The 24,444-nt window shown below is 44.9% G+C and carries 19 protein-coding genes; 7 read left to right on the top strand and 12 right to left on the bottom strand.

Going from position 1 to position 24,444, the window contains the following annotated elements; all coding sequences use genetic code 11:
- Window positions 1-15 precede the first annotated feature (15 nt).
- Complete coding sequence (locus B1A85_RS22465) at window positions 16-999, bottom strand: alpha-ketoacid dehydrogenase subunit beta (protein WP_104548952.1); 984 nt, start codon at window positions 997-999, stop codon at window positions 16-18.
- Between the two features lie 295 nt (window positions 1,000-1,294).
- Here B1A85_RS22465 and B1A85_RS22460 point away from each other — a divergent pair, with 295 nt between their 5' ends.
- A complete protein-coding gene (locus tag B1A85_RS22460; RefSeq protein ID WP_104548951.1) occupies window positions 1,295-3,022 on the top strand; it encodes a succinate dehydrogenase/fumarate reductase flavoprotein subunit in 1,728 nt (575 codons plus the stop codon).
- 167 nt (window positions 3,023-3,189) lie between these two features.
- Here B1A85_RS22460 and B1A85_RS22455 read toward each other — a convergent pair whose 3' ends face one another.
- Window positions 3,190-4,986: an autotransporter domain-containing protein gene (locus B1A85_RS22455; RefSeq protein WP_104548950.1), complete on the bottom strand. Its 1,797-nt coding sequence runs from the start codon at window positions 4,984-4,986 to the stop codon at window positions 3,190-3,192.
- Window positions 4,987-5,119: 133 nt separating this feature from the next.
- Window positions 5,120-5,938: an ABC transporter permease gene (locus B1A85_RS22450; protein WP_104548949.1), complete on the bottom strand. Its 819-nt coding sequence runs from the start codon at window positions 5,936-5,938 to the stop codon at window positions 5,120-5,122.
- A 151-nt stretch (window positions 5,939-6,089) separates the two neighbouring features.
- Between B1A85_RS22450 and B1A85_RS22445 the strand changes: the two genes are divergently transcribed.
- Window positions 6,090-6,617 (top strand): DUF3172 domain-containing protein, encoded by a 528-nt coding sequence (locus B1A85_RS22445; RefSeq protein ID WP_104548948.1) that lies wholly within the window; start codon window positions 6,090-6,092, stop codon window positions 6,615-6,617.
- 126 nt (window positions 6,618-6,743) lie between these two features.
- Here B1A85_RS22445 and B1A85_RS22440 read toward each other — a convergent pair whose 3' ends face one another.
- Together B1A85_RS22440 and nfi are read right to left on the bottom strand one after the other, a co-directional pair.
- Window positions 6,744-7,835, bottom strand: a complete 1,092-nt coding sequence (locus tag B1A85_RS22440; RefSeq protein ID WP_104548947.1) for an AMIN domain-containing protein — start codon at window positions 7,833-7,835, stop codon at window positions 6,744-6,746.
- A 233-nt stretch (window positions 7,836-8,068) separates the two neighbouring features.
- Window positions 8,069-8,737 carry a deoxyribonuclease V gene (gene nfi, locus B1A85_RS22435; protein WP_104548946.1) on the bottom strand — a complete coding sequence of 223 codons (669 nt, stop codon included), beginning with the start codon at window positions 8,735-8,737 and terminating at the stop codon, window positions 8,069-8,071.
- 185 nt (window positions 8,738-8,922) lie between these two features.
- On the opposite strand from nfi, the gene B1A85_RS22430 reads away from it, so the two are divergent.
- Both B1A85_RS22430 and B1A85_RS24105 read left to right on the top strand, forming a co-directional pair.
- Complete coding sequence (locus tag B1A85_RS22430; protein ID WP_104548945.1) at window positions 8,923-9,753, top strand: prohibitin family protein; 831 nt, start codon at window positions 8,923-8,925, stop codon at window positions 9,751-9,753.
- A 104-nt stretch (window positions 9,754-9,857) separates the two neighbouring features.
- Window positions 9,858-10,034: a hypothetical protein gene (locus tag B1A85_RS24105; protein ID WP_168192464.1), complete on the top strand. Its 177-nt coding sequence runs from the start codon at window positions 9,858-9,860 to the stop codon at window positions 10,032-10,034.
- A 135-nt stretch (window positions 10,035-10,169) separates the two neighbouring features.
- On the opposite strand, the gene B1A85_RS22425 is transcribed toward B1A85_RS24105, so the two are convergent.
- The 3 genes from B1A85_RS22425 to B1A85_RS22415 are packed head-to-tail and all read right to left on the bottom strand — an operon-like array spanning window position 10,170 to window position 14,353.
- Window positions 10,170-11,324, bottom strand: a complete 1,155-nt coding sequence (locus B1A85_RS22425; protein WP_104548944.1) for a glycerate kinase — start codon at window positions 11,322-11,324, stop codon at window positions 10,170-10,172.
- 47 nt (window positions 11,325-11,371) lie between these two features.
- Entirely contained in the window at window positions 11,372-12,841 is a 1,470-nt protein-coding gene (locus B1A85_RS22420) for a HAMP domain-containing sensor histidine kinase (protein WP_104548943.1), read from the bottom strand.
- Between the two features lie 12 nt (window positions 12,842-12,853).
- Entirely contained in the window at window positions 12,854-14,353 is a 1,500-nt protein-coding gene (locus B1A85_RS22415; RefSeq protein ID WP_104548942.1) for an SLC13 family permease, read from the bottom strand.
- A 241-nt stretch (window positions 14,354-14,594) separates the two neighbouring features.
- On the opposite strand from B1A85_RS22415, the gene B1A85_RS22410 reads away from it, so the two are divergent.
- Together B1A85_RS22410 and B1A85_RS22405 are read left to right on the top strand one after the other, a co-directional pair.
- Window positions 14,595-14,996, top strand: coding sequence for a YidH family protein (locus tag B1A85_RS22410; RefSeq protein ID WP_104548941.1), 402 nt, complete (start codon window positions 14,595-14,597; stop codon window positions 14,994-14,996).
- Between the two features lie 159 nt (window positions 14,997-15,155).
- Complete coding sequence (locus tag B1A85_RS22405; protein WP_104548940.1) at window positions 15,156-15,590, top strand: YidH family protein; 435 nt, start codon at window positions 15,156-15,158, stop codon at window positions 15,588-15,590.
- Here B1A85_RS22405 and B1A85_RS22400 read toward each other — a convergent pair.
- The 4 genes from B1A85_RS22400 to mnmH form a co-directional block, all read right to left on the bottom strand.
- Window positions 15,576-15,950 (bottom strand): response regulator, encoded by a 375-nt coding sequence (locus tag B1A85_RS22400; protein ID WP_104548939.1) that lies wholly within the window; start codon window positions 15,948-15,950, stop codon window positions 15,576-15,578. The genes B1A85_RS22405 and B1A85_RS22400 overlap by 15 nt on opposite strands.
- Complete coding sequence (locus B1A85_RS22395) at window positions 15,947-18,994, bottom strand: PAS domain S-box protein (protein WP_104548938.1); 3,048 nt, start codon at window positions 18,992-18,994, stop codon at window positions 15,947-15,949. Before B1A85_RS22395 ends, B1A85_RS22400 begins: the two co-directional genes overlap by 4 nt.
- Window positions 18,991-21,327: a response regulator gene (locus B1A85_RS22390; protein ID WP_104548937.1), complete on the bottom strand. Its 2,337-nt coding sequence runs from the start codon at window positions 21,325-21,327 to the stop codon at window positions 18,991-18,993. Before B1A85_RS22390 ends, B1A85_RS22395 begins: the two co-directional genes overlap by 4 nt.
- A gap of 147 nt (window positions 21,328-21,474) precedes the next feature.
- Window positions 21,475-22,551, bottom strand: a complete 1,077-nt coding sequence (mnmH, locus tag B1A85_RS22385; protein ID WP_104548936.1) for a tRNA 2-selenouridine(34) synthase MnmH — start codon at window positions 22,549-22,551, stop codon at window positions 21,475-21,477.
- Window positions 22,552-22,807: 256 nt separating this feature from the next.
- Here mnmH and B1A85_RS22380 point away from each other — a divergent pair, with 256 nt between their 5' ends.
- On the top strand, window positions 22,808-24,316 hold the full coding sequence (locus B1A85_RS22380; protein WP_104548935.1) for a UbiD family decarboxylase: 1,509 nt from the start codon (window positions 22,808-22,810) through the stop codon (window positions 24,314-24,316).
- The last annotated feature ends 128 nt before the right edge of the window (window positions 24,317-24,444 follow it).

The following is a 24,444-nucleotide window of genomic DNA, read 5'->3' as shown; positions in this document are numbered from 1 at the left end:
CAATGTAAATGCGTTCTAAACGCGCAACGCCACCATTTTCTCGACTGCTTCGATAATTTGCTCAGGCTGCACAATTGTCATTCGTTCTAATGTTCCATTGTAAGGTGTCGGAATATCTTGTGAAGACAAGCGCAGCACGGGTGCATCGAGTTCATCGAAAAGGCGATCGTTAATCGAGGCAATGAGTTCAGCCCCAATTCCGCCAGTACGCATACACTCTTCCACAATAATGACACGATGCGTTTTGCGAATCGACTCGCCAATCGTCTCAAAATCGAGAGGTTTAAGCGAAATTAAATCGATTACCTCAGGGTCAAAGCCATTCTTTTCTAACGTTTTGACCGCTTGCATAACGTGATGCCGCATTCGCGAGTACGTCAAGATTGTCACGTCCTTGCCTTGGCGGACAACTTCGGCTTTATCCAAAGGCAACAAATATTCGGTTTCGGGTAAATCTTCTTTTAAGTTGTACAGCAGGACGTGTTCAAAAAATAGTACTGGATTTTCGTCACGAATCGCTGACTTGAGTAGTCCTTTCGCGTTATAAGGAGTCGAACAAGCGACAATTTTTAGCCCTGGAACTGCCTGAAAATAAGCTTCTAGCCTTTGCGAGTGTTCAGCACCGAGTTGCCTACCCACGCCACCAGGACCGCGAATCACCATTGGAATTTTGAAGTTACCGCCTGAAGTGTAGCGCAGCATTCCAGCATTATTCGCAATTTGGTTAAAGGCAAGCAGTAGAAACCCCATGTTCATGCCTTCAACAATCGGGCGCAACCCCGTCATTGCCGCACCTACAGCAAGTCCGGTAAAGCTATTTTCGGCAATGGGCGTATCGAGTAGTCGCAGTTCGCCGTACTTTTTATAAAGGTCTTTGGTAACTTTGTACGAACCGCCGTAGTGTCCCACGTCTTCACCGAGAACAAATACAGTGGCATCGCGTGCCATTTCTTCATCAATGGCGGCACGCAGCGCATTAAAAAAGAGAGTTTCTGCCATGAACGCAAGGTGGTTGAGTATTAATCGGTTAGTCTATAATATTAACCCTTTTTAAGAGGGGTCAGCGGTTGGAGGTCAGGAGTCAGGGGAACTTCTTTGATGTTTTGGCAACTAACAAAAGGCGCGGTTGAAACCGCTGTTACATAAACAAAACCTGTCTTCACTAGTTTCTAAAGCTTTAGTTCGCGCAGGTGTACTGCGTTTTTATGCCGCGAATTCAGGCGCTAGGCTTTACAGATTTCAAACCACAATAGATTTATGAGCTAAATTAAAAGCAAAAATTTTATATTAAATCATGCTCGAACACGACGTTGTTATTGTTGGTGGTGGATTAGCTGGATGTCGCGCGGCTGTGGAAATTGCGCGCACCGATCCAAAACTCGATATTGCGGTTGTTGCTAAAACGCACCCCATTCGATCGCACTCTGTCGCCGCGCAAGGAGGAATCGCGGCTACGCTCAAAAATGTCGATACTAGCGATACGTGGGAAGCCCATGCGTTTGACACCGTCAAAGGTTCCGACTATTTAGCCGATCAAGATGCCGTGGAATTGCTAGCGCGGGAAGCGCCTGATGTGGTGATCGATCTGGAACACATGGGGGTGTTATTTTCACGCTTACCTGATGGGCGGATTGCGCAACGTGCGTTTGGGGGACACTCGCATAACCGCACTTGCTACGCAGCCGATAAAACTGGTCATGCGATTCTACACGAACTCGTCAATAATTTACGACGGTATGGCGTCCAGATTTACGATGAGTGGTACGTCCTGCGCTTGATCTTAGAAGATGGTCAAGCTAAAGGTATTGTGACATACAACATTCGCGATGGACATTTAGAGGTTGTCCGCGCTAAAGCAGTGATGTTTGCAACGGGTGGCTATGGTCGCGTTTATAACACCACCTCGAATGATTACGCTTCCACAGGTGATGGTTTAGCAATGACCGCAATGGTGGGGCTACCGTTGGAAGATATGGAGTTTGTGCAATTTCACCCCACAGGTTTGTATCCAGTCGGCGTTTTGATTTCGGAAGCTGTGCGCGGTGAAGGTGCGTATTTGATTAATAGCGAAGGCGATCGCTTTATGGCAAATTATGCCCCAAGTCGAATGGAATTAGCACCACGCGATATCACGTCGCGCGCGATCGCTCTTGAAATTCGGGCAGGACGCGGTATTCATCCTGATGGTAGTGCAGGAGGACCATTTGTCTATCTCGATTTGCGTCATATGGGACAAGAAAAAATCATGAGTCGCGTTCCCTTTTGTTGGGAAGAAGCCCACCGCTTAGTGGGAATTGACGCCGTACATCAACCGATTCCGGTACGCCCGACGGTGCATTATTCGATGGGAGGAATTCCGGTAAATACCGATGGACAAGTCCGCAGTAGTGGTGACAATTTAGTGGAGGGTTTCTTCGCGGCGGGTGAATGTGCGTGCGTCTCGGTGCATGGCGCAAATCGTCTGGGAAGCAATTCACTTCTAGAATGCGTTGTTTATGGGCGGAGAACAGGGGCGGCGATCGCGCAGTACGTGCAAAATCGCAAGTTACCTGCAATCGACGAACAACGTTACATTACAGAAGCCCAGCGTCGTCTACAAGCCTTACTCGAACAACCAGGAAAGTACCGCATTAACCAAGTGCGTACCGCGTTTCAAGACTGCATGACGCAGCACTGTGGCGTCTTTCGTACCGCAGAAATTATGCAAGAAGGTTTACAACAAATCCAACAATTGCAACAACAATATCCAGATATTTATTTAGACGATAAAAGCACGTGTTGGAATACAGAAATTATTGAAGCATTGGAACTTCAAAGTTTATTTGTTGTCGGACAAGTCATTCTCGCCTCAGCATTGAATCGCCAAGAAAGTCGGGGTGCGCATTACCGCGAAGATTTCTCGAATCGCAATGATACTGATTTTCTCAAACACACGATGGCTTATTATTCTCCTGCGGGAATTGACCTACAATATCGCCCAGTAACAATTACGATGTTTGAACCACAAGAAAGAAAGTATTAATCGATCGGTAATGGGTAATTGGTGATAGAATCTGCTCCTATGACCAGTTACCAAGTTTGAAATTAGGTTGATTAGTGATGAGAAAAATGGTGAAGTGTGAATAGTAGCTAGTAACTAACCACGAATAAAGGTGATTTAATCAGAGATAACATCATCTACGATCTACATCAAAATTGATAGCGAAGTTCTCCTTTAATGACCTGATTGTTAAAATTCTCGCGCCCAATTGTAGTTTCGTAATCAATCAAACCTAAAGCATTTTCCGAAAAAACTATCTGTGCGCCAATGCCCAATTTGACGTAATCGCGATCGCGATCGCCTACACGGGTGCGCAGCGGAATTCCTGGCTGAGTAATAAGTTCCGTTACAATTTCTCGATTATTCTCTGCTAATTCGCGTTCGTAACTAGCACGAAGATGCGGAATAACTGTACCAACATCAGTATTAAAAGCAACGGCTGCTTGCGCGCCAACACTTAGCACAAATGATTCAGCACTTTGGTCATCAACCCGTAGATTCAAGCTACCAGCATTATTTTCGGTGTAGCCGTCAATATGAATGCGATCGTATCTCAAACCAAGCGTTGGTCCATAGGCAACATTTCCTGAACGGATCGCGTAACCGCTATTTAGATCTGCTGAAAATTGATTGCCATTTGTATCCGCCGTAGCAGTACGGTTATAAAAGTTCGTTCGGCGCGCGATATTAAAGTTATTATTACCGTAGCTGAGAACTGCGTCGGTATAAAAGTTATTTTGCACAAAGTTGCTATAAACTGAAACAGCATAGCCATCAACGTTGATATCGCCCAAGTTGTTACTTAAATCAGTGTCGTTGTTGACATAACCTAAGGCAACACCAAGCGCCAGATTATTGGTAACGCGGTAGTCTACACCTGCCGTGATATTCGTGTTGATAAAGTCGTAGCCAACTTCGTTATTTGTTGAATCGCGATCGCCAAAGTTGACATTGCCATTTAGGAATACACCCAATCGCCCTTCCGTCAAAGTTTGAACTCCACGCAGCGCTGATAAACGGGCATCGATATGCTGTACGTACCTTTTGGCAATATTTAAAGCAATATCAGCTTGGGGAATAATTGCTTGCGGTGCAGTAATGACTGCTGTCGCGTATTCACTAATAATGCGATGACTTTGTGCTGAAGGATGAATTCCATCCCAGAATAAAAATTCGTCAGGGTTAGTACAGTTTGGGTTGCCAAGACAGCGATCGGTGACATTTGTCAAGCCATACGTTAGCGGATCAGCCGTGACCTCACCCAATAGCGCATTGACATCGAGTGGAATAATATTAACATCGCGACTTGCAGCTAATCCTTGCAGCGCAGTCCTTAAATTAGCATTATGGCTATTAGTTAACGCTGTGAGTGCTGTTGCAGTGGGTAAAACACGTTCTTGGGGTGTATTACCCAAATCAGGTAAGTTAGGCACAATTAAATTACGCGCCCCAGCATCGATGAGCGTTGTTAATGTATTAGAAAGATTGTTGACTACCGTTTGGGTATCAATTGTCCGTAGCTCTGGTGGCAAAATGATATAATCATTTGCGCCTGTCCACAACACGTATAACGCATCTGTGCTAGAAGTTCCGGCAGTAGTAAGAAAGAGATTTAGCTGTGCAGGTAACGATGGTAGTTGCGTACCGACTAATAAATTGAGTGCGTTGACGTTTCCTGATGTTGTTCCACCAAATGCATAGTTATTTGTTGCCTCAGTTGGAATTCCTAACTCAGTTCCTAAAATTTCGACAAAAACAAGACCATTAGAAAATCGCCCGTTAAAATATGGCGGATTTGGTGGAATGAGTCCACCTGTGAGTTGAAATAAGTTACCATCATCAACTAAGCTATCGCCAAAGATATAAAATTCTGAATAATTTTGTGCAGATACCTTTAACGGCAACATCGCAAAGACAAACAATGCGACTGCCACAATTTTTTTCATAGTTATTCATGACAACCTCACACCTGACTAACTCCATAGCATAAAGATTCCTACGTCAACATTTCTCGACAACTTTCTTAGCTTTAAGACTGATTTTTATTTTCAATTACCCGTTACTTATTACCGAGAAAACTTAATCTTGTTGATGCGCAAACTGATATGCTCCTAACATCGACAATGCGATCGCGCACCCCAGTAAAATGGGAATGCTATACCAAGGAAACTGCGACAGCGGTAAGTAAGCAGCGGCGCGTAATCCTGTACTTGTATATGTCAGAGGTAAAAGATAAACGATCGCTTTTAAGGCGGCGGGTAAGGTAGCAGGATCGAAAAAGGTTGCGCCTAAAAAAGACATCGGAATAATTAAGAAATTATTATATAAACCGACACTTTCAAGCGATCGCACATTTAAGCCGACAAGAACTCCTAGCCCCGCAAAGACGGCACAATTGAGTACCAGCAACAGCAAAAACAACGGGTTAAGAAAACTCCAAATTCTTCCAGTAAATAAAATAGCGATAAGAATCACCGAACCGGATGTCATCAATCCGCGGACAATGCCTGCCAGCATTTTACCGATATGCAACGCCAGTGGATGAACCGGAACAAGCAGCATTTCTTCAAACGTTTTGGTAAACAAGCGATCGCCACAAATAGAAAACGTCGTACCGCCAAAACTAATCGTCATTGACGACAATGCCACCATTCCTGGCAAAATAAACTCTAAATAACTATTTCCAATCGCTGGCTGCGGTAAGGAGCTACCCAAACCTAGTCCGAAAGCTAAAATATAAATCAGTGGTGACACTAACCCAGAGGCTGCTATTTGGGCAATGCGTACGCGCAACTTCAACCAATCACCCCAAAACACCGTGAGGCTATCTGCAATGAGCGATCGCCATTGAAAAGACTGATTCGTTTTACCAAGTTGTAGTGAGCTTTGAGAATTCACTGTTGTTGAAACAAAAAGTTGTGTTAATTAATGTACATCTAATGTAAAAACAGTGCATCTCGCGCACCTAGTACAAGCACCTCGCTTGCCCTAAACTATTCCAAGAATAAGATCGTCATACTATATTAGTTACTGGCATAACCGAGCAAAGATGAAACGTAAATATACTAAAACTCCTGAAACTAAATCTCCTGGCTTTGTATCGACAGCATTTAACTTAACCTCAATGTTTGTCTTAGCAGGGGTTTTTATTTTAGGAATTGGCATTGGCATTGCGTTCAGTTCTACAACAACACTCAGTCCTTCCAACGTAGCCTCAAGGGAATTTATCGATCAAAGTGCCCCTAATCCTCAATTGTGCGTTCAATTTGGTGCTAGCGCAATGGTCATGGACACGCGTTTATTTGTCTCGCTCAACCCTTTTAACGTTTACGTAGCGCAGCCAAGTTTACGCCCTGGATGCGTGTTACGTACTAACAACTGGGCAATTTTAGAACAACGCAACCTAGTCACATCGCAACAAGTACGCGATTGTAAGAACCGCATGAATACATTTGCCTTTACAGGTGACTTGGGTAGTTCGCCCGAAATTAGCTGTGTTTATCAAAACGATGCGGCTAAGAACTACTATCTCAATCAACCTGGTACAGTTGCACCACAAGAGTCAGAAAGATTTTAGTTAAGTGGGTAAAAAATAAACGTAATGACAAAGTTGGTAATTGGTAATTGGTAATTGGTAATAATGTTGCTCATCCCATTACCTATTACCCGACCTCAAAAAGTACGCTATTGATTGTCTAGGTTACTAATCACTTTCCAGTTTTATGAGATCTTGAGTTAAGCGAACTTGGACAATTTTGCCTGGTTCTATCGTTGTCGCGTAAGCAGCAACTTTATCAGCGGCGTCGAGAACATCTGATTCAGCTGCTAGCGGCAAATTTTGACCTTGAAGCGCGATCGCCTGCGCCACAAAGCGACTACCACGAGTATCAGTTTTAAATTCTCCCATCACTGTCGTACCGGCGGGGGCGATTAAATTATCGATAACGACACTTTGAGCATTTAAATTGCGATTCCGAACATCCTCTGCGAGAACCATTTTTGCAGGTTGGGGAACGCCTGCTTTGAGAAGTAATGGTGATTCACCAGCGTAGCGGAGATTAAGCCTTGTCCCTGCGAGTAATAGGACATCGGGTGACTGTCTACTCAACATCGCCGTGTTGGGTAAAGCCGTATTAGGAAGTGGTGCAGGACTTGCAGGTACAACGATAACAGGTGCTGTAACATTGCTGGGGGGAGTTGGCGGTGTCACGCTTGGTGCAGTTGTGGGTAGCGGTTGCCCAAAATCAATAATTTGTTCGTTGGGTACGGGTGGTACGCTGACGACGGGCTGTTGAGAACCAGGAAATGTTGCAGGCGGTAGTGTGGTAGGAAGTGACGTTTGACGCGCAATTTGGGGACGTAATACCCAGCGATCGCCGCTATCCGCTTGTGGTGTTGTGCGTTGTAGTTGCACCATTTGCCCTGTATTTAAAACAGTATCGGGCGCAAGTTCTAAAACAATCCGAGTGACATTTTTATCAAACTGCGAAACGCGAATTTGACGAACTGCCCCAGTATAATCTTGTTGTGTCGCGACTTTTCCTAACTGCGTATTCGGTAAATCAAGAACAATTCTTAACGGCTGATCGAGCAAAAAGTAGTTAGGTGTTGTTTTCGCCTCTAGCGTAATTTCTAACTGATTTGCCGCCGGATCGAAGCGCCAACCTGATAAAGTTGCAGCAGGAGATGCAGGCTTTGTGCCACTTTCTACAGCGACTATTGTCACTAACCCCATCAACGGTATCAAACTCAATCGACTTCCTAAACGCTCGTTACCCAAATATCGCCTATTCATTTTCCGAGTTGGCTAGCTTGTCACTTTTGGATTTTAGAGGCAATCTCAGTCGCAAAACCTTAAATCTCTTTAACGAAAGAAGTTTGTTATCAAGCATTCAGCTAATTGTATAGCAGAGGTCAGAATTTAGATTTATATGAGGCTAAAGTTCCTCACGTGTGGGCGATGTAGTAGTGGTAGGGGGCTTCTCTAAGTCTCCAAATCGCACCAACTTTATCAATATCAATAAAGTGTTAATCATCACTCTTACTTAACTTATCGGCAATTCGCGTCGTTTCTGGTAAGCGGTATTTTGGCGTACATTGCAAAACATAATCAATTGCTGTTGGTAAACTTACGCGATGACCACTCGAAATATACACTGGCTTTGTACCTACACGCGTTCGTAAGGCTGCCCCAATCGTTTCTTTACGATGGATTATCGGTTGCCAACTGCCTTTGATATTCGGTACTTCTTGATGTTTACCAACCAACAAAGATTTCGCAACGCCAATCGTTGGCATATCTAAAATTAACCCTAAATGCGAGGCAATCCCTAAACGGCGCGGATGCGCGATTCCTTGACCATCGCAGAGAATTAAATCTGGTGTAGTATTAATTTTTTCCAAGGCATCGAGTAAAGCAGGAATTTCACGAAACGATAGCAATCCTGGTATATAGGGAAACGATGTCGGGCGGCGCGCGATCGCATACTCTTGCAATTGCAACGCTGGAAAACTCAATACGGCTACAGCGGCGCGACTGATTGTTCCAGCAGATTCAAACCCCATATCTACCCCAGCAACATACCGCACTGGCTGCGGAATTTGGTCTGCGGTAATCACCTCTTTTGTTAACTTTTCTTGAAGCGCGATCGCCTCTTCAACTGTGAGTACCCAAGAATGATGTTTGCGAATTTTCATGAAAGTATTTATAAAGTTTTGATTATACTTTTTGAGGTTTTCCTAAATAGCGGCGATACTAATTGTAGTGGACATTAACGGAAGATAAGTTCAGCTTCTATAAGGGTGAGTTATTGCTAAAACAGCGCAACAAAAAACTCTATTTATTTATTCACTTTTGCTATTAAATTACTCAAACATACAATATGCGAACCAGATTTGGTGCTATCGATAGTCTCAAGTCAGGAGTTTTGTTTACAGGTGGTGTTGCTCTTGTACTTGCAGCAGTTGTCTTTAAACCTTTCGCCATCGTTAATGCTGGTGAAAGAGGTGTCGTTATGCGATTTGGTAAAGTGCAAGATACCGTTTTAGATGAGGGTATTCACCCGATTATGCCAATTGTGACTACTGTTAGAAGTATCAATGTCCGCGTACAAGAAAGTAGTTTTAATGCAGATGCAGCTTCTAAAGATTTGCAGAAAATTACCACAGAAATTTCACTAAATTGGCATATCGATCCCGCTAGAGTTAATAAAGTTTATCAGCAAGTTGGCGATGAAAAACAAATTGTTGCCGGTATTATTACTCCTGCTGTTTCTGAAGTATTAAAAGCAGCTACGGCGAAAAAAACGGCTGAACAAATTATTACTGAAAGAACAGATCTCAAAGAAGAAATTGACAAACAACTTGAAAGTCGCTTAGCCCATTATGGGGTTGTTGTTGATGATGTTTCGCTTGTGAATTTTGCCTTCTCGCCAGAGTTTAGCAAAGCAATTGAAGCTAAACAAATTGCTGAACAAGAAGCAAAACAAGCCGAATTTATCGCTTTGAAAGCTTCCAAAGAGGCGATCGCTGAAGTCAACCGCGCCAAAGGACAAGCGGAAGCCCAAAGACTGCAAAGGCTGACTCTAACGCCAGAACTGTTGCAAAAACAAGCGATTGAAAAGTGGGACGGTCGTTTTCCTACGGTAATGAGCGGTAATGGTACTCTACCGTTGATTAATGTCGATGCTGCTAGTTTAGCGAATAGCAAGTAATAACCGTTGTACTGTACTTCTATCCTACAGGAGAGGTATTTCTCTCCTATGTTTTGTTAAATATTTAACAGAAATAATGATTGATTTATGCAGTAAAGGAGTATATGCATCAACCTGATTTGTCCAAGTGGTTGACCACCGCGTATTTGCTAGCGTATCAATTTGATGAAGAAGAAACATTGCTCCTAGACAAACGCCAAGGGTGGCGTCAACGACTGCAAGCGAAGTTCAATAGTAGAGGTCAGTCGTCAAAGATCGGGATTAAAGGCAAGGTAGAGTAATAGAATTACTTTCCTTGCTATGTCAAAAGCATCTCTTCAATTACGGTCTAGTACAAAATATAGCCCTAGTCACTAGAGTTAGGACGCGATCGAAGCTCACAGTAAGACTAGAATAAAAGCCTGAACCCTGCTATGCTACTTAAGATGCTGCCCTACGAGTAATAAACGCATCGTCCGCTCAGCCGCATTTGTGACTAACTCAGGAGCCTGTGCGATCGCATCGTCTAACGTACGCGGTGCATCTAAAATGCTCTCAAATGAATCAATGCCATGCTCTAAATTTACCGTTGCATCTTTACCAATTGTCCCAGCTAAAGCAATCACGGGCAGTTGATAATTTTTAGCACGTCGAGCAACTTCTGCGGGAATTTTGCCGCGTGGAGTTTGAAAGTCAATACTACCTTCAGCAGTAATCACCAAATCAGCTTTTTGCAGTAAACTATCAAGTTCCAAATATTGCATGACAATGTCATATCGCGGGTGAAGAGTAGCACCTAAAAAAACGTGCAATCCAGTTCCCAAACCACCCGATGCGCCACTTCCTGGCATTTCTCGGACGTCGATGCCCATTTGGCTTTCAATCACCGCAGCATAATTATCAAGCGCTTGGGCTAATTGTTCGACAATCTCCGGCGATGCGCCTTTTTGCGGACCAAATACGCGGGCGACGCCTTTATCGCCACACAGAACATTGTGCCAATTGCAGGCAACATCAATTTTGACGTGTTCCAAACGCGGGTCGCGATCGCGTAAATCAATGCGTTGCAACTTGGCGAGTTCGCCGCCACCTGTTCCTAATTCTTGACCATCAGTATCGAAAAAATGGATTCCTAAAGCTTGCGCCATTCCTGCACCGCCGTCATTTGTACCCGAATCACCACAACCAACAAGGATACGTTCGGCACCGCGATCGAGGGCGGCTTTAATGAGTTCGCCGACGCCGTAAGTTGTTGTGACAAGAGGATTGCGGACTTCTGGCGGGACTAAACGCAATCCAGCAGCAGCTGCCATTTCTAGCACAGCCGTTTTGACTTGAGTGTTACCGAGAAACCCAAAATGAGAAGCAACAGGTTGTCCTACAGGTCCCGTCACGGTTATGTTGTGTAGCGTACCGCCTGTCGCTGCGACGAGTCCTTTAGTAAAACCTTCGCCGCCATCAACTAAGGGGGCTTTCTGAATTTCTGCATCGGGTAAGGCGCGTAAAACACCATTGGCAATGCAATCAGCAACTCGATCGGCTTCTAAACTTTCTTTGAATCCAGAGGGGGCAATTAATATTCGTAAACTCATGTTTTGAATCTCCTACTAGGTATTTTGGGCAAGACACTGCCTTGTCACTATTCGCGTAACGGTAATCGAATCTGTACGTACGTACCTTGACCTGGTTCGCCTGTAATCGCGATTTCACCGCCGTGCTGTTCGATAATTGACTTGGTGAGGGCTAACCCTACGCCAGAGTGCTTTCCTTGTGCAGCGAGGGAAAACGATCTTTCAATTAATGACTGCTTAATGCCTTTACCGTTGTCTGCGACTTCAATCTCTAACTCGGTGCCATCAGAACTAATACTGGTACGTAATCCGATGCGACCACCTTGTTCTGGTAATGCGGCGATCGCATTGCGCACTAACTCACTTAGCGCCTCGCGTAGCTTGAGGCGATCGACAACGACATAGCTAACTTCTGGGGTAATATCAACTTCGATACTAATGGCTTGTTCGACAAATTCGGCTTGGAAGCGTTGCAGTACTTCGTACAGTAATGCTCGAATATCGGTACGCGCCAGATTGAGATCGAGAGGAAAACCAAATTCGGTAATACGAGAAACTGATTGTAGTAAAAGATCGAGTTGATCGACGACGGCTTGCTTTTGTTCGGTAAGAACTTGGGTGTTTCCGTCATGGACACCGTTTTGGTTAATTTGCGTGACGCGCGATCGCAACTGCGTGACCAAGCGATGTAGCGTTACTCTGGCTGGTAAATTTTGCCAATCAACGGCGACGCCATCATCATCAGTAGCATTCACCGCCGCCAACCCGACAACTTGTTGACGCTTCTGCACGGCTTCAACCATGCGATTGAAAGCATGACTAATTGTTCCAAGTTCGTCGTCGCGTTCGATTTCTAAGCGCCGCTGAAAATCACCCCGCGATACGTCATTGAGGGCGTATTCAACTTCGCGTAGAGGTGCAAATAAATCAGAAGCTAAATAAGCGGCAAGCAGGAGGATGAGCGAAATTGCCCCAAATGCAGCAATTGCCAGCGCGACTTGTGCGGTTTGTTGTGTATTTTGCACTTGCGCATTGATAATCTGACGATTTTGTCGGTCGGAAGCAACGGCTTCTTCTGTCACTGCCTGAAATGAGGCGAAGTTATCTCCTTCGAGGGGGTTTTCTGCAAACTGCAACGCTTCCGTTATTCGCCCAGCGTCTACCAAATCAAAAACTCTGCGAGCGTTTTGTACTAGCACATTGTATGCTTGACGAACTTGTTGTACTTCCTGCTGTTCTGCCTTGTTGTGCGCTAACGCCGACCACTGCTGAAAGTCTTGCTCGACTGGTTGCAGGAATGATTCAAATTCTTGACGCGCATCCGGATCGTTACCTGTAATTGCGTCTGGCACTTCTTTAATCGCGCGAAAAGCGTTTGCTCGCACGCGCTGCAAAAGTAAGCTGCGTTGGTAATGACCTTGCAGTTGTTCGCTACTAATTCGCCATTGTGCGATCGTCCATAGCGTTACACCAGAGGAAACTAATGTCAGCAATGCGAGTCCGCCAAATGTCGTTAATAGTTTCTGTCGTAGATTCATAGATCGTATTGCTTACAGACTTAAACCAATCCAGCGCCAATAGGCGTAGTAAAATAGCACCATCAATCCAAAGTGAATCAACAGCATGACTGAACTCAGGCGCAGTAAATCGGTTGGCTTGTATGTTTCGCCTTCGAGTTCTTGAAACATCAACAACGCTTTAGAACTCACGGGAAACGTCAAACAGTAGTCCATACCTACCGTACTGATAAACAACACCGCCGCTGGATTAAGTTGCAAGCTACTCGCGAGGTACAATATGGCAGGTACAAGTGCAACCGCCCTCGCAGTGTGCGATGTCATATAAATATGCGAAGTAAGCGAAATTACGGTAAGTACAACTAAAATCAGTAGCTGTGACTCTGCACCGACAATGCCACTAAGGTTAAACAGTTGATTGATAATCCATTGTGCGGCACCTGTATCAATCAAAGCGCGTCCGAGAATTAAGGCAGCACCGACAAAAATAATTAAGTTCCAAGAAACTGCTTTGAGTCCTTCTTGCCACTTTAATACTCCAACACTAGGAGCAGTTAAAATCAACGCACCGATAACAGTGACAGTCGCAATTTCAAACCCGTGCCAGCTTTCAGTTAGCCAGAGGGCAACCATAATGGCAACAACAATTAAAGTCACCCATTCTTTCTGCGATAAAGGTTTACGTTTAGCAAGTGGCACTTGCAGGCGGCGGCTGAGACGTTTTTTGTCGAGAAACAACCGCATAATTACCCAACACGAGAGATAACTCGCGACAACTCCAAACGGCAAACCGTAAAGTACCCATTGCGCAAACGACAAACGTACTCCGGCAATTTGGTGGAGTAAGTCATTCGCAATCAGGTGCGAACCTGCGCCAATCAGCGTTGCAATTGTGGAAACTAAGATCACCGTGGGCATGAGCAAGGCTAAACCGCGTGTAATGCGGCGATCGCCAGCCGCACTGGCAATACTGCGAAAAACAGGAATCACAACCGCTGCCCTACCAGAGGTGGAAGGAATAAAAAAGGATAGCGGAATCAGCATTGTTGTCATCAACCAAAACATACTGCCCACACTTTGCGCTTTTGCTACCACAAGTTGTGTTAATCTGGCAGCTAAGCCTGTTTGCTGTACCGCTCCCCCTAAAATAAAAGCACCGATCATCAGCCAAATAACGTCGGATGCTAGCGCTTCGTAAAGTTGTTCTTGGGAAATGCCACCAAACAAAATCAGTAGCATCATGGCGGCGAGTGCGACGTAAGCTGCATTCAACGATGTTGTTGACCAAAGAATCACTGCGAGAGCGAAGGCAAATAAAGATAAGCGGGCTGAGTACTCTATATCGGTTGGTAACAAAACCGCGATACCAGCTACAATGGTTAAACTCAGTGGAATTACTGTGTTTACTACCCAACCGAATTGTCCTGGGCGTAAGGTTTTGCGCGGCGGCGATCGCTTTGCTTCAAACTGCGACCAAATACTGGTATTTGCTTTCCCTGGAAGACGTGTCGTTTTCGTAGCAGCTTTACTCATCTTTTTCCTGATTGACGCTCTACAGTAGCTTTTATCGGCATTGGCAGTAGTAGCTTCCCCTTTTTCAAAACTATGTGCTTTAATTAACTCAGTGTACTAAGTTACTTGAAATACTTTTTAACCTGTTATTAACAGGAAAATAATCTATCTTTAAACTGAGTTCTTTAACTTTTTATGACTGCTCAGGCTAAATTCGGTTTCAAATAAAAGAAAATAATGACCGCAGTCGAATTGATTGGTAATGAATGACCCGCTTCCGGCACGCAAAGCACCGAATATCCAAGCTGAACTTGCCAAAGAACGCAACCGCGCTGCGGCTGAACGTACACTTATGGCATGGATTCGGACTTGTCTAGCTTTAATTAGCTTTGGATTTGGGATCGATCGCATCGTCAGTGCAATCCGTAGCTTGCAAGTTCCTGAAAACTTCAATCCCGTGCGATTTTCGCGAATTCTAGGTTTAGCTTTTGTTGCATTAGGAACATATGCCATGATTGTGGCAACTATAGAGCATCAGCAAGAACTTGCCCGCATCCAACGCGAGGAAGATTATCTTTATACCCCACGTCGCTCATTAGCGTTAACTGTTGCGATCGCGCTTGTTTTTATTGGCGTAATTGCGTTTATCGGTATTTTGTTTTAAGAGAGTGAGTAAATTATAGAAGCTCATACTGCTTCACCCTGACCCCTGATACCATTTCACTAAATGTAAAACTACCAGTCATTTTCTCCTCTGCACCTCTGCCCCCTCTGCCCCCTCTGCCCCCTCTGCTTCCTCTGCTTCCTCTGCTTCCTACAACGCATGAATTCTCAGCAGCCAACGAACATTACCAACGAACTGGCGAAACAGCGCAATCGGGGTGCGGCTGAACGGACGTTGCTGAGTTGGATTCAAAATTGTTTAACGCTGATTGGTTTTGGCATTGCGTTTGACCGTATATTTAACGCTATCAATCAAACATTTGCAAGAAATGATACCGCACTCAATGCAAAAATAGCTCAGAGCATTGGCTTGGGTGCGATCGCCTTGGGAATATTTTTGTTGGTCCTAGCAATCATCAGCTATGTCAAAGACGTTCAGTCAATTGCCCAACCTGACTATTTGTACCGACCGATTCATACCTCAACCGTATTTGTAATTACGGCGATTATCTTATTTGGTCTAATAGCCATATTTGTCATTTTTACTAGCGCAGTGCTAATTCCTGTCGCACGAGCAATTCTACTGCCAGCCTAAAATTGTGGCAATCTCAGTCCAAACGTTCAGTGGATTAAACGGCTTAGTAATTACACCAGCAACTGCCATTTGTGCAAAGCGTTGGCGATCGCTTGGTAATATTTTCGCTGTCAGAAGTATCACAGGAATTGAGCAGGTTGTCACATCCGCTTGCAACTGCGTAAACAATTCAACGCCATCGATATCGGGTAGCGATACATCAAGCAGAATCGCGTCTAAACGTTGTGTCTTAGCTAGAAATAACCCTGCTTGCCCTGACTGGGCGACGAGCGCAGTCCAGCCTGCAAACTTTTCTAAAGCAATTTGCATAACTTTGCAGATGTCTTCGTCGTCATCTACGATGAGGATGCGCTTCGTCATTCTTTTGGCGCGATCGGAAGTGTGAAATAAAACGTACTGCCAACTCCTGGCTGACTTTCTACCCAAATCTGCCCGCCGTGTTGCTGAACAATACTTTTGCAGATTGCCAAGCCTAGCCCAGTACCTCTTTTTTGCCAAGAATCAGAAATATCCACCTGCTGAAAGCGTCGGAAAATAGTTTCAATCTTGTCAGCAGGAATGCCGCGTCCTCGATCTTTCACGGCAAAGAGAACATAAGGTACGCTTTCTACTTGTTGCACTTCAGCACTTAACCACACCGTACTCCCCGACGGCGAGAACTTGACAGCATTACTTAGCAAATTTGTCAAGGTTCGGACGATCGCATCACTAGCTGCTCTAATTCGAATTTGTGGGAATGAAGTGGAAATCTGGATATTAGCGGCATCGGCGATTGTGGCGGTACAGGCGATCGCCTGTTGGATGAGATCGCCAACTTCACACATTTCAAGCGTTAGGGGGATTTTACCCGATTCTAACCGTTCCAAATTGAGAAGATCGTCAACTAGCCGCATCAGGCGATCGCTGTTGTTGAGCGCAATCTGTAAGAGTTCTTGAACTTTAAGCGGTTCGTCATCTAAAACACCTGCTGCCAGAATTCCCAAAGAACCGCGAATTGCTGTGAGTGGCGTGCGCAATTCGTGACTGACAATCGCGATAAATTCGTCTTTCAGACGTGCAATTTCGTAGCGATCGCTCACATTCAAAATTTGAGCAATAAAATAAAGCGGTTGTGCAGCATCTTTCACGAGCGATACATTTAATAGAGTCTGCACAACGTCACCTTGTTTGCGCACATACTTTTTTTCAATTTCGTAGCAGCGGATCGTGCCAGCTATTAGCTGTTGTACGTACTCTGCATCTGCATAGCGATCGTCAGGATGTGTAATGTCTGCGGTTGTTAGTGCCAGTAATTCGTCTTGGGTGTAACCGACAAGTTCGCATAGCGAACGATTCACTTTCAAAAACTGTCCTGTCGGTGAAATTAATGCCATCCCAATTGGTGCGTCGTCAAAAGCTTGGCGGAAGCGTTGTTCGCTTTCTTGTAGTGCTTGTTCGGCTTGTCTGCGTTGTGTCAGATCGCGGATGACAATCAACACCTCATCAGCGTTGAGCGGAATTATTCTTGCTTCTTGCCAAAGTGCCTGTTCGCGTACCGTTATTGGAAACTCATAAACTTGCATTTTACCTGTAGACAAGGCAGTAGCCGCCGCTGCAAGTCTTTGTTGTGCCACTTCTGGTGGCAGGACATCACAAACGTTTTTGCCAATGCAGTTATCTGAAATTAGAATAGGGAATGTCGTTGCCGGCTTGACATCGAGATAAGTTCCATCTCGATCGAGTCGGATAATTAAGTCTGGTAGTGCATTTAACACGGCACGATTCAGTGCTTCACTCTGATATAGTGCTGTCTCAATATTTTTGCGCTGTGTAATATCTATTCCCACAGCAACAACAATCCAGCAACCTTCGTTTTCATCCCAACGCGACGTCAAAACATCAGAAATCCAACATTGCGAACCATCTTTACGCTGAAAGCGATACTCGGTTGCGATTGGTTGTTCTTGACAAATAGCGACAAACGATTGTGCCATCATGGCATCCAAGTCTTCCGATGGAATTCGCGATACCCACAATTGTGCAGTTAATTCTTCCGGTGCGTAGCCAACCATAGCTTCACATCCTGGAGAACAATAGTCAGATTCAAAAGTTCGATCCGGATAAAAGCGCATTCGACCGATCGCAACTCCTGCCATGTTGAGAATGTCATTGAGTTGCGCGTGAGATGCTTGCAGTGCTTGTTCGCGTTGCTTAAGATCGGTGATGTCAACGATCGCGCCATGCCAGTAGATATTACCTGCTCGTTGTTGGGGTTGTGCTGTTGCGCGCAACCATTTAAGTTGACCAGAGGGTGGGATGCTACGCCACTCATATGTAAAAGTTGCTAACGTTTGACGCGCGCGTGCAAGCTGTTGCAGATAACCTGCGCGATCCTCTGGATGCATCTGCGCGAGTACGATCCGGTTTGGTTGCCCTAAAAATTCTTTAGCACTAATTTCATAAAAAGTTTCTGTTGCTTGATTGATATACTGAAAGTGCATCAAGCCATCAGGTTCGATAATCGCCGTATAAATAATTCCTGGTAACGCGTCGGCTAATTTGGACAGGCGATCGCGCGGTTTTAATAATAATCGCGTTGTCGTAACTTGTGCAAACTGTTTGCGCGCGATCGCTTCTATTTTCGATAAGTACCGCCCTAGTGCGATAGACCTGCGGGTTTTGATTAACCACGTCACGAATACAAGGATGACAGTAAGACAAGAACCTGCGAGGATTTGCAGATATTGATTATTTATATCTTTGTTCGATTCCGATTTTGGTGTGATGAGGCTTACGTTAACGAAATCGGATTTATCTCGGTAGAGAAGAGTGCGAATCAACGCATGAATGACAGATGCTCTCACACTTCCTTCAAAGCTTGTTAAACCAATTGTACTTATACATACTCGCAAGCCGACGAACAGTAAGTCAGTAGTAGACAGCGATTGTTGGGTGGCGAATTTATTGACAAAGGATGGATGCAGAACATCTACGGATGTTGCGATCGCGTGTTTGAGTTGCGCTTGCTGACTTCGATCGGTCAAAGAATAGATCCATCGTTTATCTACCTGCGCATTGTAGGCATGAATCGCGCTATTATCACTTCTAAGCTTGAAAGCGGCAAAATCGTATTGCCACTGCTGCGTATAGAAATCCCGATCTTGAATCTTTTCTAGACGATTGCTAATAACAGTAAGCGGCTCGCGACTTACTGCTAGTGCAGTACTTGACAACTCATCGAATTGCTGATGTGCGTAATATTCTAATACACTGATGGCTGGCGGTTCGCCTCGAGCCGAAAAATAGCGTACTAACTTGGCACAACCAAAAATTTGTAGAAGGAATGGTACACTCAACAGTATTCCTAGCGGAATTTTAGTGGTGTTTTGCGGCAAGTAGTGCGATAAAGCGGACGATTCCTTCATAGTGGATAGAGACAATATGTATTGCGACCCCTTGCTTTTGCAGCATAAAGCGCTTGGGTGGCAATTGCAATTAAATTTTGCGCAAAAGTATTATTTTGGGGAATTGTCCCACTAATGCCGAGGCTAATTGTGACGTATTGATGGGTATGATGAGGAATTTGTACCTGCGCGATCGCGCTTTGAATGCGTTGGGCAACTTGTAGTGCTTGTTCGAGACTCGTCTCTGCTAGAACAATGGCAAATTCATCGCCGCCACAACGCGCAACGAGGTCGCGGTCTAGGCGAATGCAGTTGCGCACAATCTGAGTCACTTGTCGCAAACACGCATCGCCAGCCGAATATCCGTGGATATCGTTGTAAGCTTTGAAATGATCGATATCGTACAAAATCAAACTCAGTGGAGCTTGGGTGCGTGCCAAGCGTTGCCATTCGCGGTGGAGAAATTCTTCAAAATAACGACGATTTGCGGCTTGCGTCAGCGAGTCAATGGCTGCTTGCTGGTGCGTTTGCAAATGTTCTTGTTGGTACTGCAAAAGTTGTCGCTGAATGCGCGATCGCTCGATACGGGCAAGTGTGCGCGTGACGATTTCAGGACCTGCAATTGGTTTAGCAATAAAGTCATCGGCTCCTGCTGCAAAAACTTGTTGAATCGAGGTAATATCTGTATGTGCAGTCACGACTAGAATGGGGATATCGCTGTAGCTTGCATCTTGGCGCACGACGCGACACAGTTCAAGCCCGTTATACGTAGGCATTTCTAGGTCTAATAGCAGCACGTCGGGAACTGTCGAAGTCAGAACTTGCCAAAAATGTTCAGGTTGACTGAGTACGGTAATTTGTAGCCCCCAAGGTTGCAATAGTGCGCTTAATGTCTGCAATGCTAAAGGGTCATCATCGACAATCATGACTTTAGCATCGGTGGGTGTTGTTGGCGGCGAGACTTGCGCGATCGCGTCAAAAATCTCGTTGGTTGTCACGGGATGCACAACGTAGCGACTGACTCCTAAACGCGCTACCGCGACTCGACTATCTAAGCTGTCTTGCGTTGTCAGAATGACGATTGGTACGGTGGGAAACTGGATTTTTAATTCTTGCAGTAACATCAACCCGCGATCGGGAACTGCCTGATGTAAGCTCATAAAAATGACAGTGGGCGCATCTTTTGCTGTGCGCTGTAACACATCTGATCGATTGCGAATAACTTCTACTCGCCAGCCGCGATCGGGTGCAGTTTGCTGCAATTGTTCAATCAACGAATCATCGTCGGCGATCGCTAATACGAGAGGTGTTGAAGTTGGTAGGGATGCAAGGGATGGATGGGCAATTTCTTGCTTGAGTTGAGTGAAAAGCTGAGAAAAGTGCTGCTGTTGATGAGTATCCCAATTTCCAGCGATGAGTAAATGTTCGATCGCGCGAGCTAAATCTGAACCTTTAGCATAGCCAAATGTCCCCAATCCACCAGCTAAGCGATGGGCTTCCTCCTTAATTTGCTGGTATTGCAGTGGGCTGAGGCGATCGACTGGCGATCGCACCGCTGTTTCCAAAACATCAATTCGTTGTTGCAACGAAGCCCGAAAATTCTGCGCTACCTGTTCGAGCAAAACTTGTTGTTCAGATTGGTGATTTGTCTCTACTTTTGCCTGTATTTCTTGTTTGGGTGGTGTTTTTAAACGATATCCCAGACGATACACAGTTTCAATCAATTCTTCGTGCATTCCTGCTGTTTTCAGTTTCCGCCGCAGATCTTTGATCAAGTTCGTCACAGCAGCATCGGTAGGCGAGTCATCAATTGACCACAAATGATTGATAATACTGCTACGGCTAAAAATGCGCTGCGGATAGCGTAACAACAACTCTAGCAAGCTGTATTCTTTAGGACTGAGAACAACAATTTGCTGCCGATATGTCACTTGAATCAGTGTCGGATCGAGATGCAAATCGCCCCAAGTCAGCACTGGCGCAAACGTTGTACTTACCTGACGACGCAGCAGCGCGCGAACTCGCGCTAAAAAATGCTCGGTATCGCAGGGTTTTGTAATATAGTCATCAGCACCAGCATTAAGACCAGCAATAATGTCTTCGTTTGTGTCTTTTGCTGTCAACATCAAGATCGGGGTTTTGCATCCTTGTTGACGTAGTTGCTGGCAAACACTCAAACCATTCAACTTCGGCAGGATCACATCGAGCAAAATGATGTCATACTCTCCTTGGAGTGCAAGTTCCAAGCCTAGTTGACCGTCGCCAGCCACATCGACAGTATATCGATGTGAAGTTAGTGTTGTCGCGAGACACTCGCTAATTGATGAATCGTCTTCGACTAACAGAACTTTCATCAAGGATGACCTTCATCCAAGCTAATTTTGGATTCAGTACATTCCAACTTGCGTAACAGGTTCAAAAGGGGTAATTACCTATTACTAGCCAAAATGAGCCTTGATAAATCTTAATATAAACTTATTATATTTTCAGGAAATTTTATATTATTTTTTTGAGCCAAGGGCTGTACCCTCGGTTATTAAAGAATCGAGTAATTTTGCTATGCTCGTATCCGACAAGTCTGGAAGTGAGAATTCTTGTTTGACATTGGGAAAATTGTGCTGTATCGAATGCGTATACGTCGGGTCGTAGTGCGACGCTAACAAATCTTGGAAAAGATCCGTCCACGCTTGTTGCGCGATCGCCTGATACCATTGCACTAATTTCTTCTTACCGTAGCGTTCTTTCAAGTACCCTAGCTTAGCTTGGAGTACATCAGGATGTTCGATAAGATGAGGATACTGCTGTAAAAGAAACTCAACTCGTGCTGCGGTTGGGACGTGAATTTCCACACAGCTTGCTTGTTTCATTTTTAGCCATAGCGACTGTGGCAAATAAACTTGTCCAATTTTGTTGCTTTCTGATTCTACCCACACAGGGACGCTAGGATTGAAACTTTGGAGTTGTTGCAATAAGAGCGATTCAAAATATTTTTGCGAAGGCTGTGCTAGCGGCTTATCGTCCCATTCTTCACCTAACAGTGAACCGCGATGATTTGCCAAACGTTCTAAATCGAGAACTTGCGCACCACGCTGTTGCATTTGGCGTAATATATGAGTTTTTCCGCTACCAGTCTTACCGCAGAGAATTAGATAAGTAAAATTTAGTGGCAATCTCTCTAGTTGTTCGCGAACATAAGCGCGGTAAGTTTTGTAGCCGCCTTCAATCACAGTTACGCGCCAACCAATTTGTCCGAGTACCCAAGCCATGCTGTTAGAACGCTGTCCACCACGCCAGCAGTAAACTAAAGGGCGATAGTCTTTTTCTTTATCAGCAAAGTGTTCGCGCAGATGTCGCGAAAGGTTTTTGTAAACGAGTGCTGCACCAATTTTACGCGCCGTGAAAGGGGATACTTGTTTGTATATCGTCCCCACTTCGGCACGTTCTTCATTATTTAATACAGGTAAATTAATCGCGCCAGGAATATGATCTTCGGCGAATTCTCCCTCCGAACGAACATCGATGATTTCACTATAGGTTTCTGACCAAGGCTGCTGAGTGTAAACAGGAGGAGACGGCATTATAAATCAACTGCTCTATATGTTCGATTGTGCCACTTGTAGGTGAGTGTTTATTGAGGTGCGATCGCTTTATCTTTGTCTTTCCACGCGCGGAAGGTTCTCTATCAGATATTTTGAAGTCAAATAATCTTTAGTACAGTCAAATCTTCATCCTCATTAAAATCCACCTTTGTGTTCTTTGTGCCTTGGTGGTTCGTTCCCCACCCTCCACAAACACCTGTGATAATGAAAAAAGCTTCACAAATCTACAAACACTATGGCACGAGACTTACGCGGATTCATCAAACTCCTCGAACAACGCGGACAACTGCGACGCATCACTGCTAAAGTTGACCCCGATTTAGAAATCGCCGAAATTGCTAATCGCATGTTACAGCAGGGAGGTCCTGGCTTACTCTTTGAAAACGTCAAAGGTGCAGCCTATCCCGTCGCCATCAATCTTATGGGAACCGTAGAACGCATCTGCTGGGCGATGAATATGGAAACTCCCCAAGAACTCGAAACCTTGGGAAAAAAACTCGGTATGCTACAACAGCCCAAACCGCCTAAGAAAATTGGACAAGCCGTAGAATTTGGCAAACTGTTATTCGATGTCGTCAAAGCCAAACCAGGGCGCGACTTTTTTCCTGCGTGTCAGCAAGTTGTGTTTCAAGGCGACGACTTAGATTTAAACACGCTCCCCTTAATTCGTCCTTATCCAGGTGATGCGGGGAAAATCATTACGTTAGGGCTTGTGATTACCAAAGATTGTGAAACAGGAACTCCGAATGTTGGAGTTTATCGCCTGCAATTGCAATCAAAAAATACCATGACCGTTCACTGGTTGTCTGTACGCGGTGGGGCGAGACATCTGCGCAAAGCTGCTGAAAAGGGGAAAAAATTAGAAGTGGCGATCGCGCTTGGTGTCGATCCGCTGATTATTATGGCAGCCGCCACACCAATTCCTGTCGATTTATCGGAATGGCTATTTGCAGGGCTTTACGGCGGTTCAGGGGTACAGCTAGCCAAGTGTAAAACGGTTGATTTAGAAGTCCCTGCTGACTCAGAATTCGTCTTAGAAGGCACAATTACACCAGGGGAAGTGTTACCTGATGGTCCTTTTGGCGATCACATGGGTTACTACGGTGGCGTGGAAGATTCACCGCTGATTCGCTTTCAGTGCATGACCCATCGTAAAGACCCGATTTATTTAACTACATTTAGCGGACGTCCGCCGAAAGAAGAAGCCATGATGGCGATCGCCCTCAACCGCATATACACCCCAATACTACGCCAACAAGTTTCGGAAATTGTCGATTTCTTCTTACCAATGGAAGCTTTGAGTTACAAAGCGGCAATTATTTCCATTGATAAAGCTTACCCTGGACAAGCAAGACGCGCAGCATTAGCGTTTTGGAGTGCGTTACCGCAATTTACTTACACCAAGTTTGTTATTGTCGTCGATAAAGATATCAATATCCGCGATCCGCGCCAAGTTGTTTGGGCAATTAGTTCTAAAGTTGACCCGACGCGCGATGTGTTTATATTACCAAATACGCCATTTGATTCGTTAGATTTTGCCAGTGAGAAAATTGGTTTAGGCGGACGCATGGGAATTGATGCAACAACGAAAATTCCTCCAGAAACTGAACACGAGTGGGGTGCGGTATTAGAGTCCGACCCTGATGTTGCTGCTATGGTGGAAAGACGCTGGGCGGAGTATGGTTTGGACGATTTGAATCTGCAAGACGTTGACCCGAATTTGTTTGGTTACGATATGCACTAGTGTAATTAATTCTTGCTAGAGGTGATAGACGATTCAAGAGTATTCACAGAATATCTACAAAAAGCGATGGAATTTGCACATTATGAAATTATAAAAAATAATAAAGGTTTTATGGGATTCCTAGCGCA

Origin of the sequence: Chroococcidiopsis sp. TS-821 (assembly GCF_002939305.1) — a bacterium.
In the GTDB taxonomy this organism is placed as follows: Bacteria; Cyanobacteriota; Cyanobacteriia; order Cyanobacteriales; family Chroococcidiopsidaceae; genus Chroogloeocystis.
This window is presented reverse-complemented; position numbering and strand designations above follow the sequence as displayed.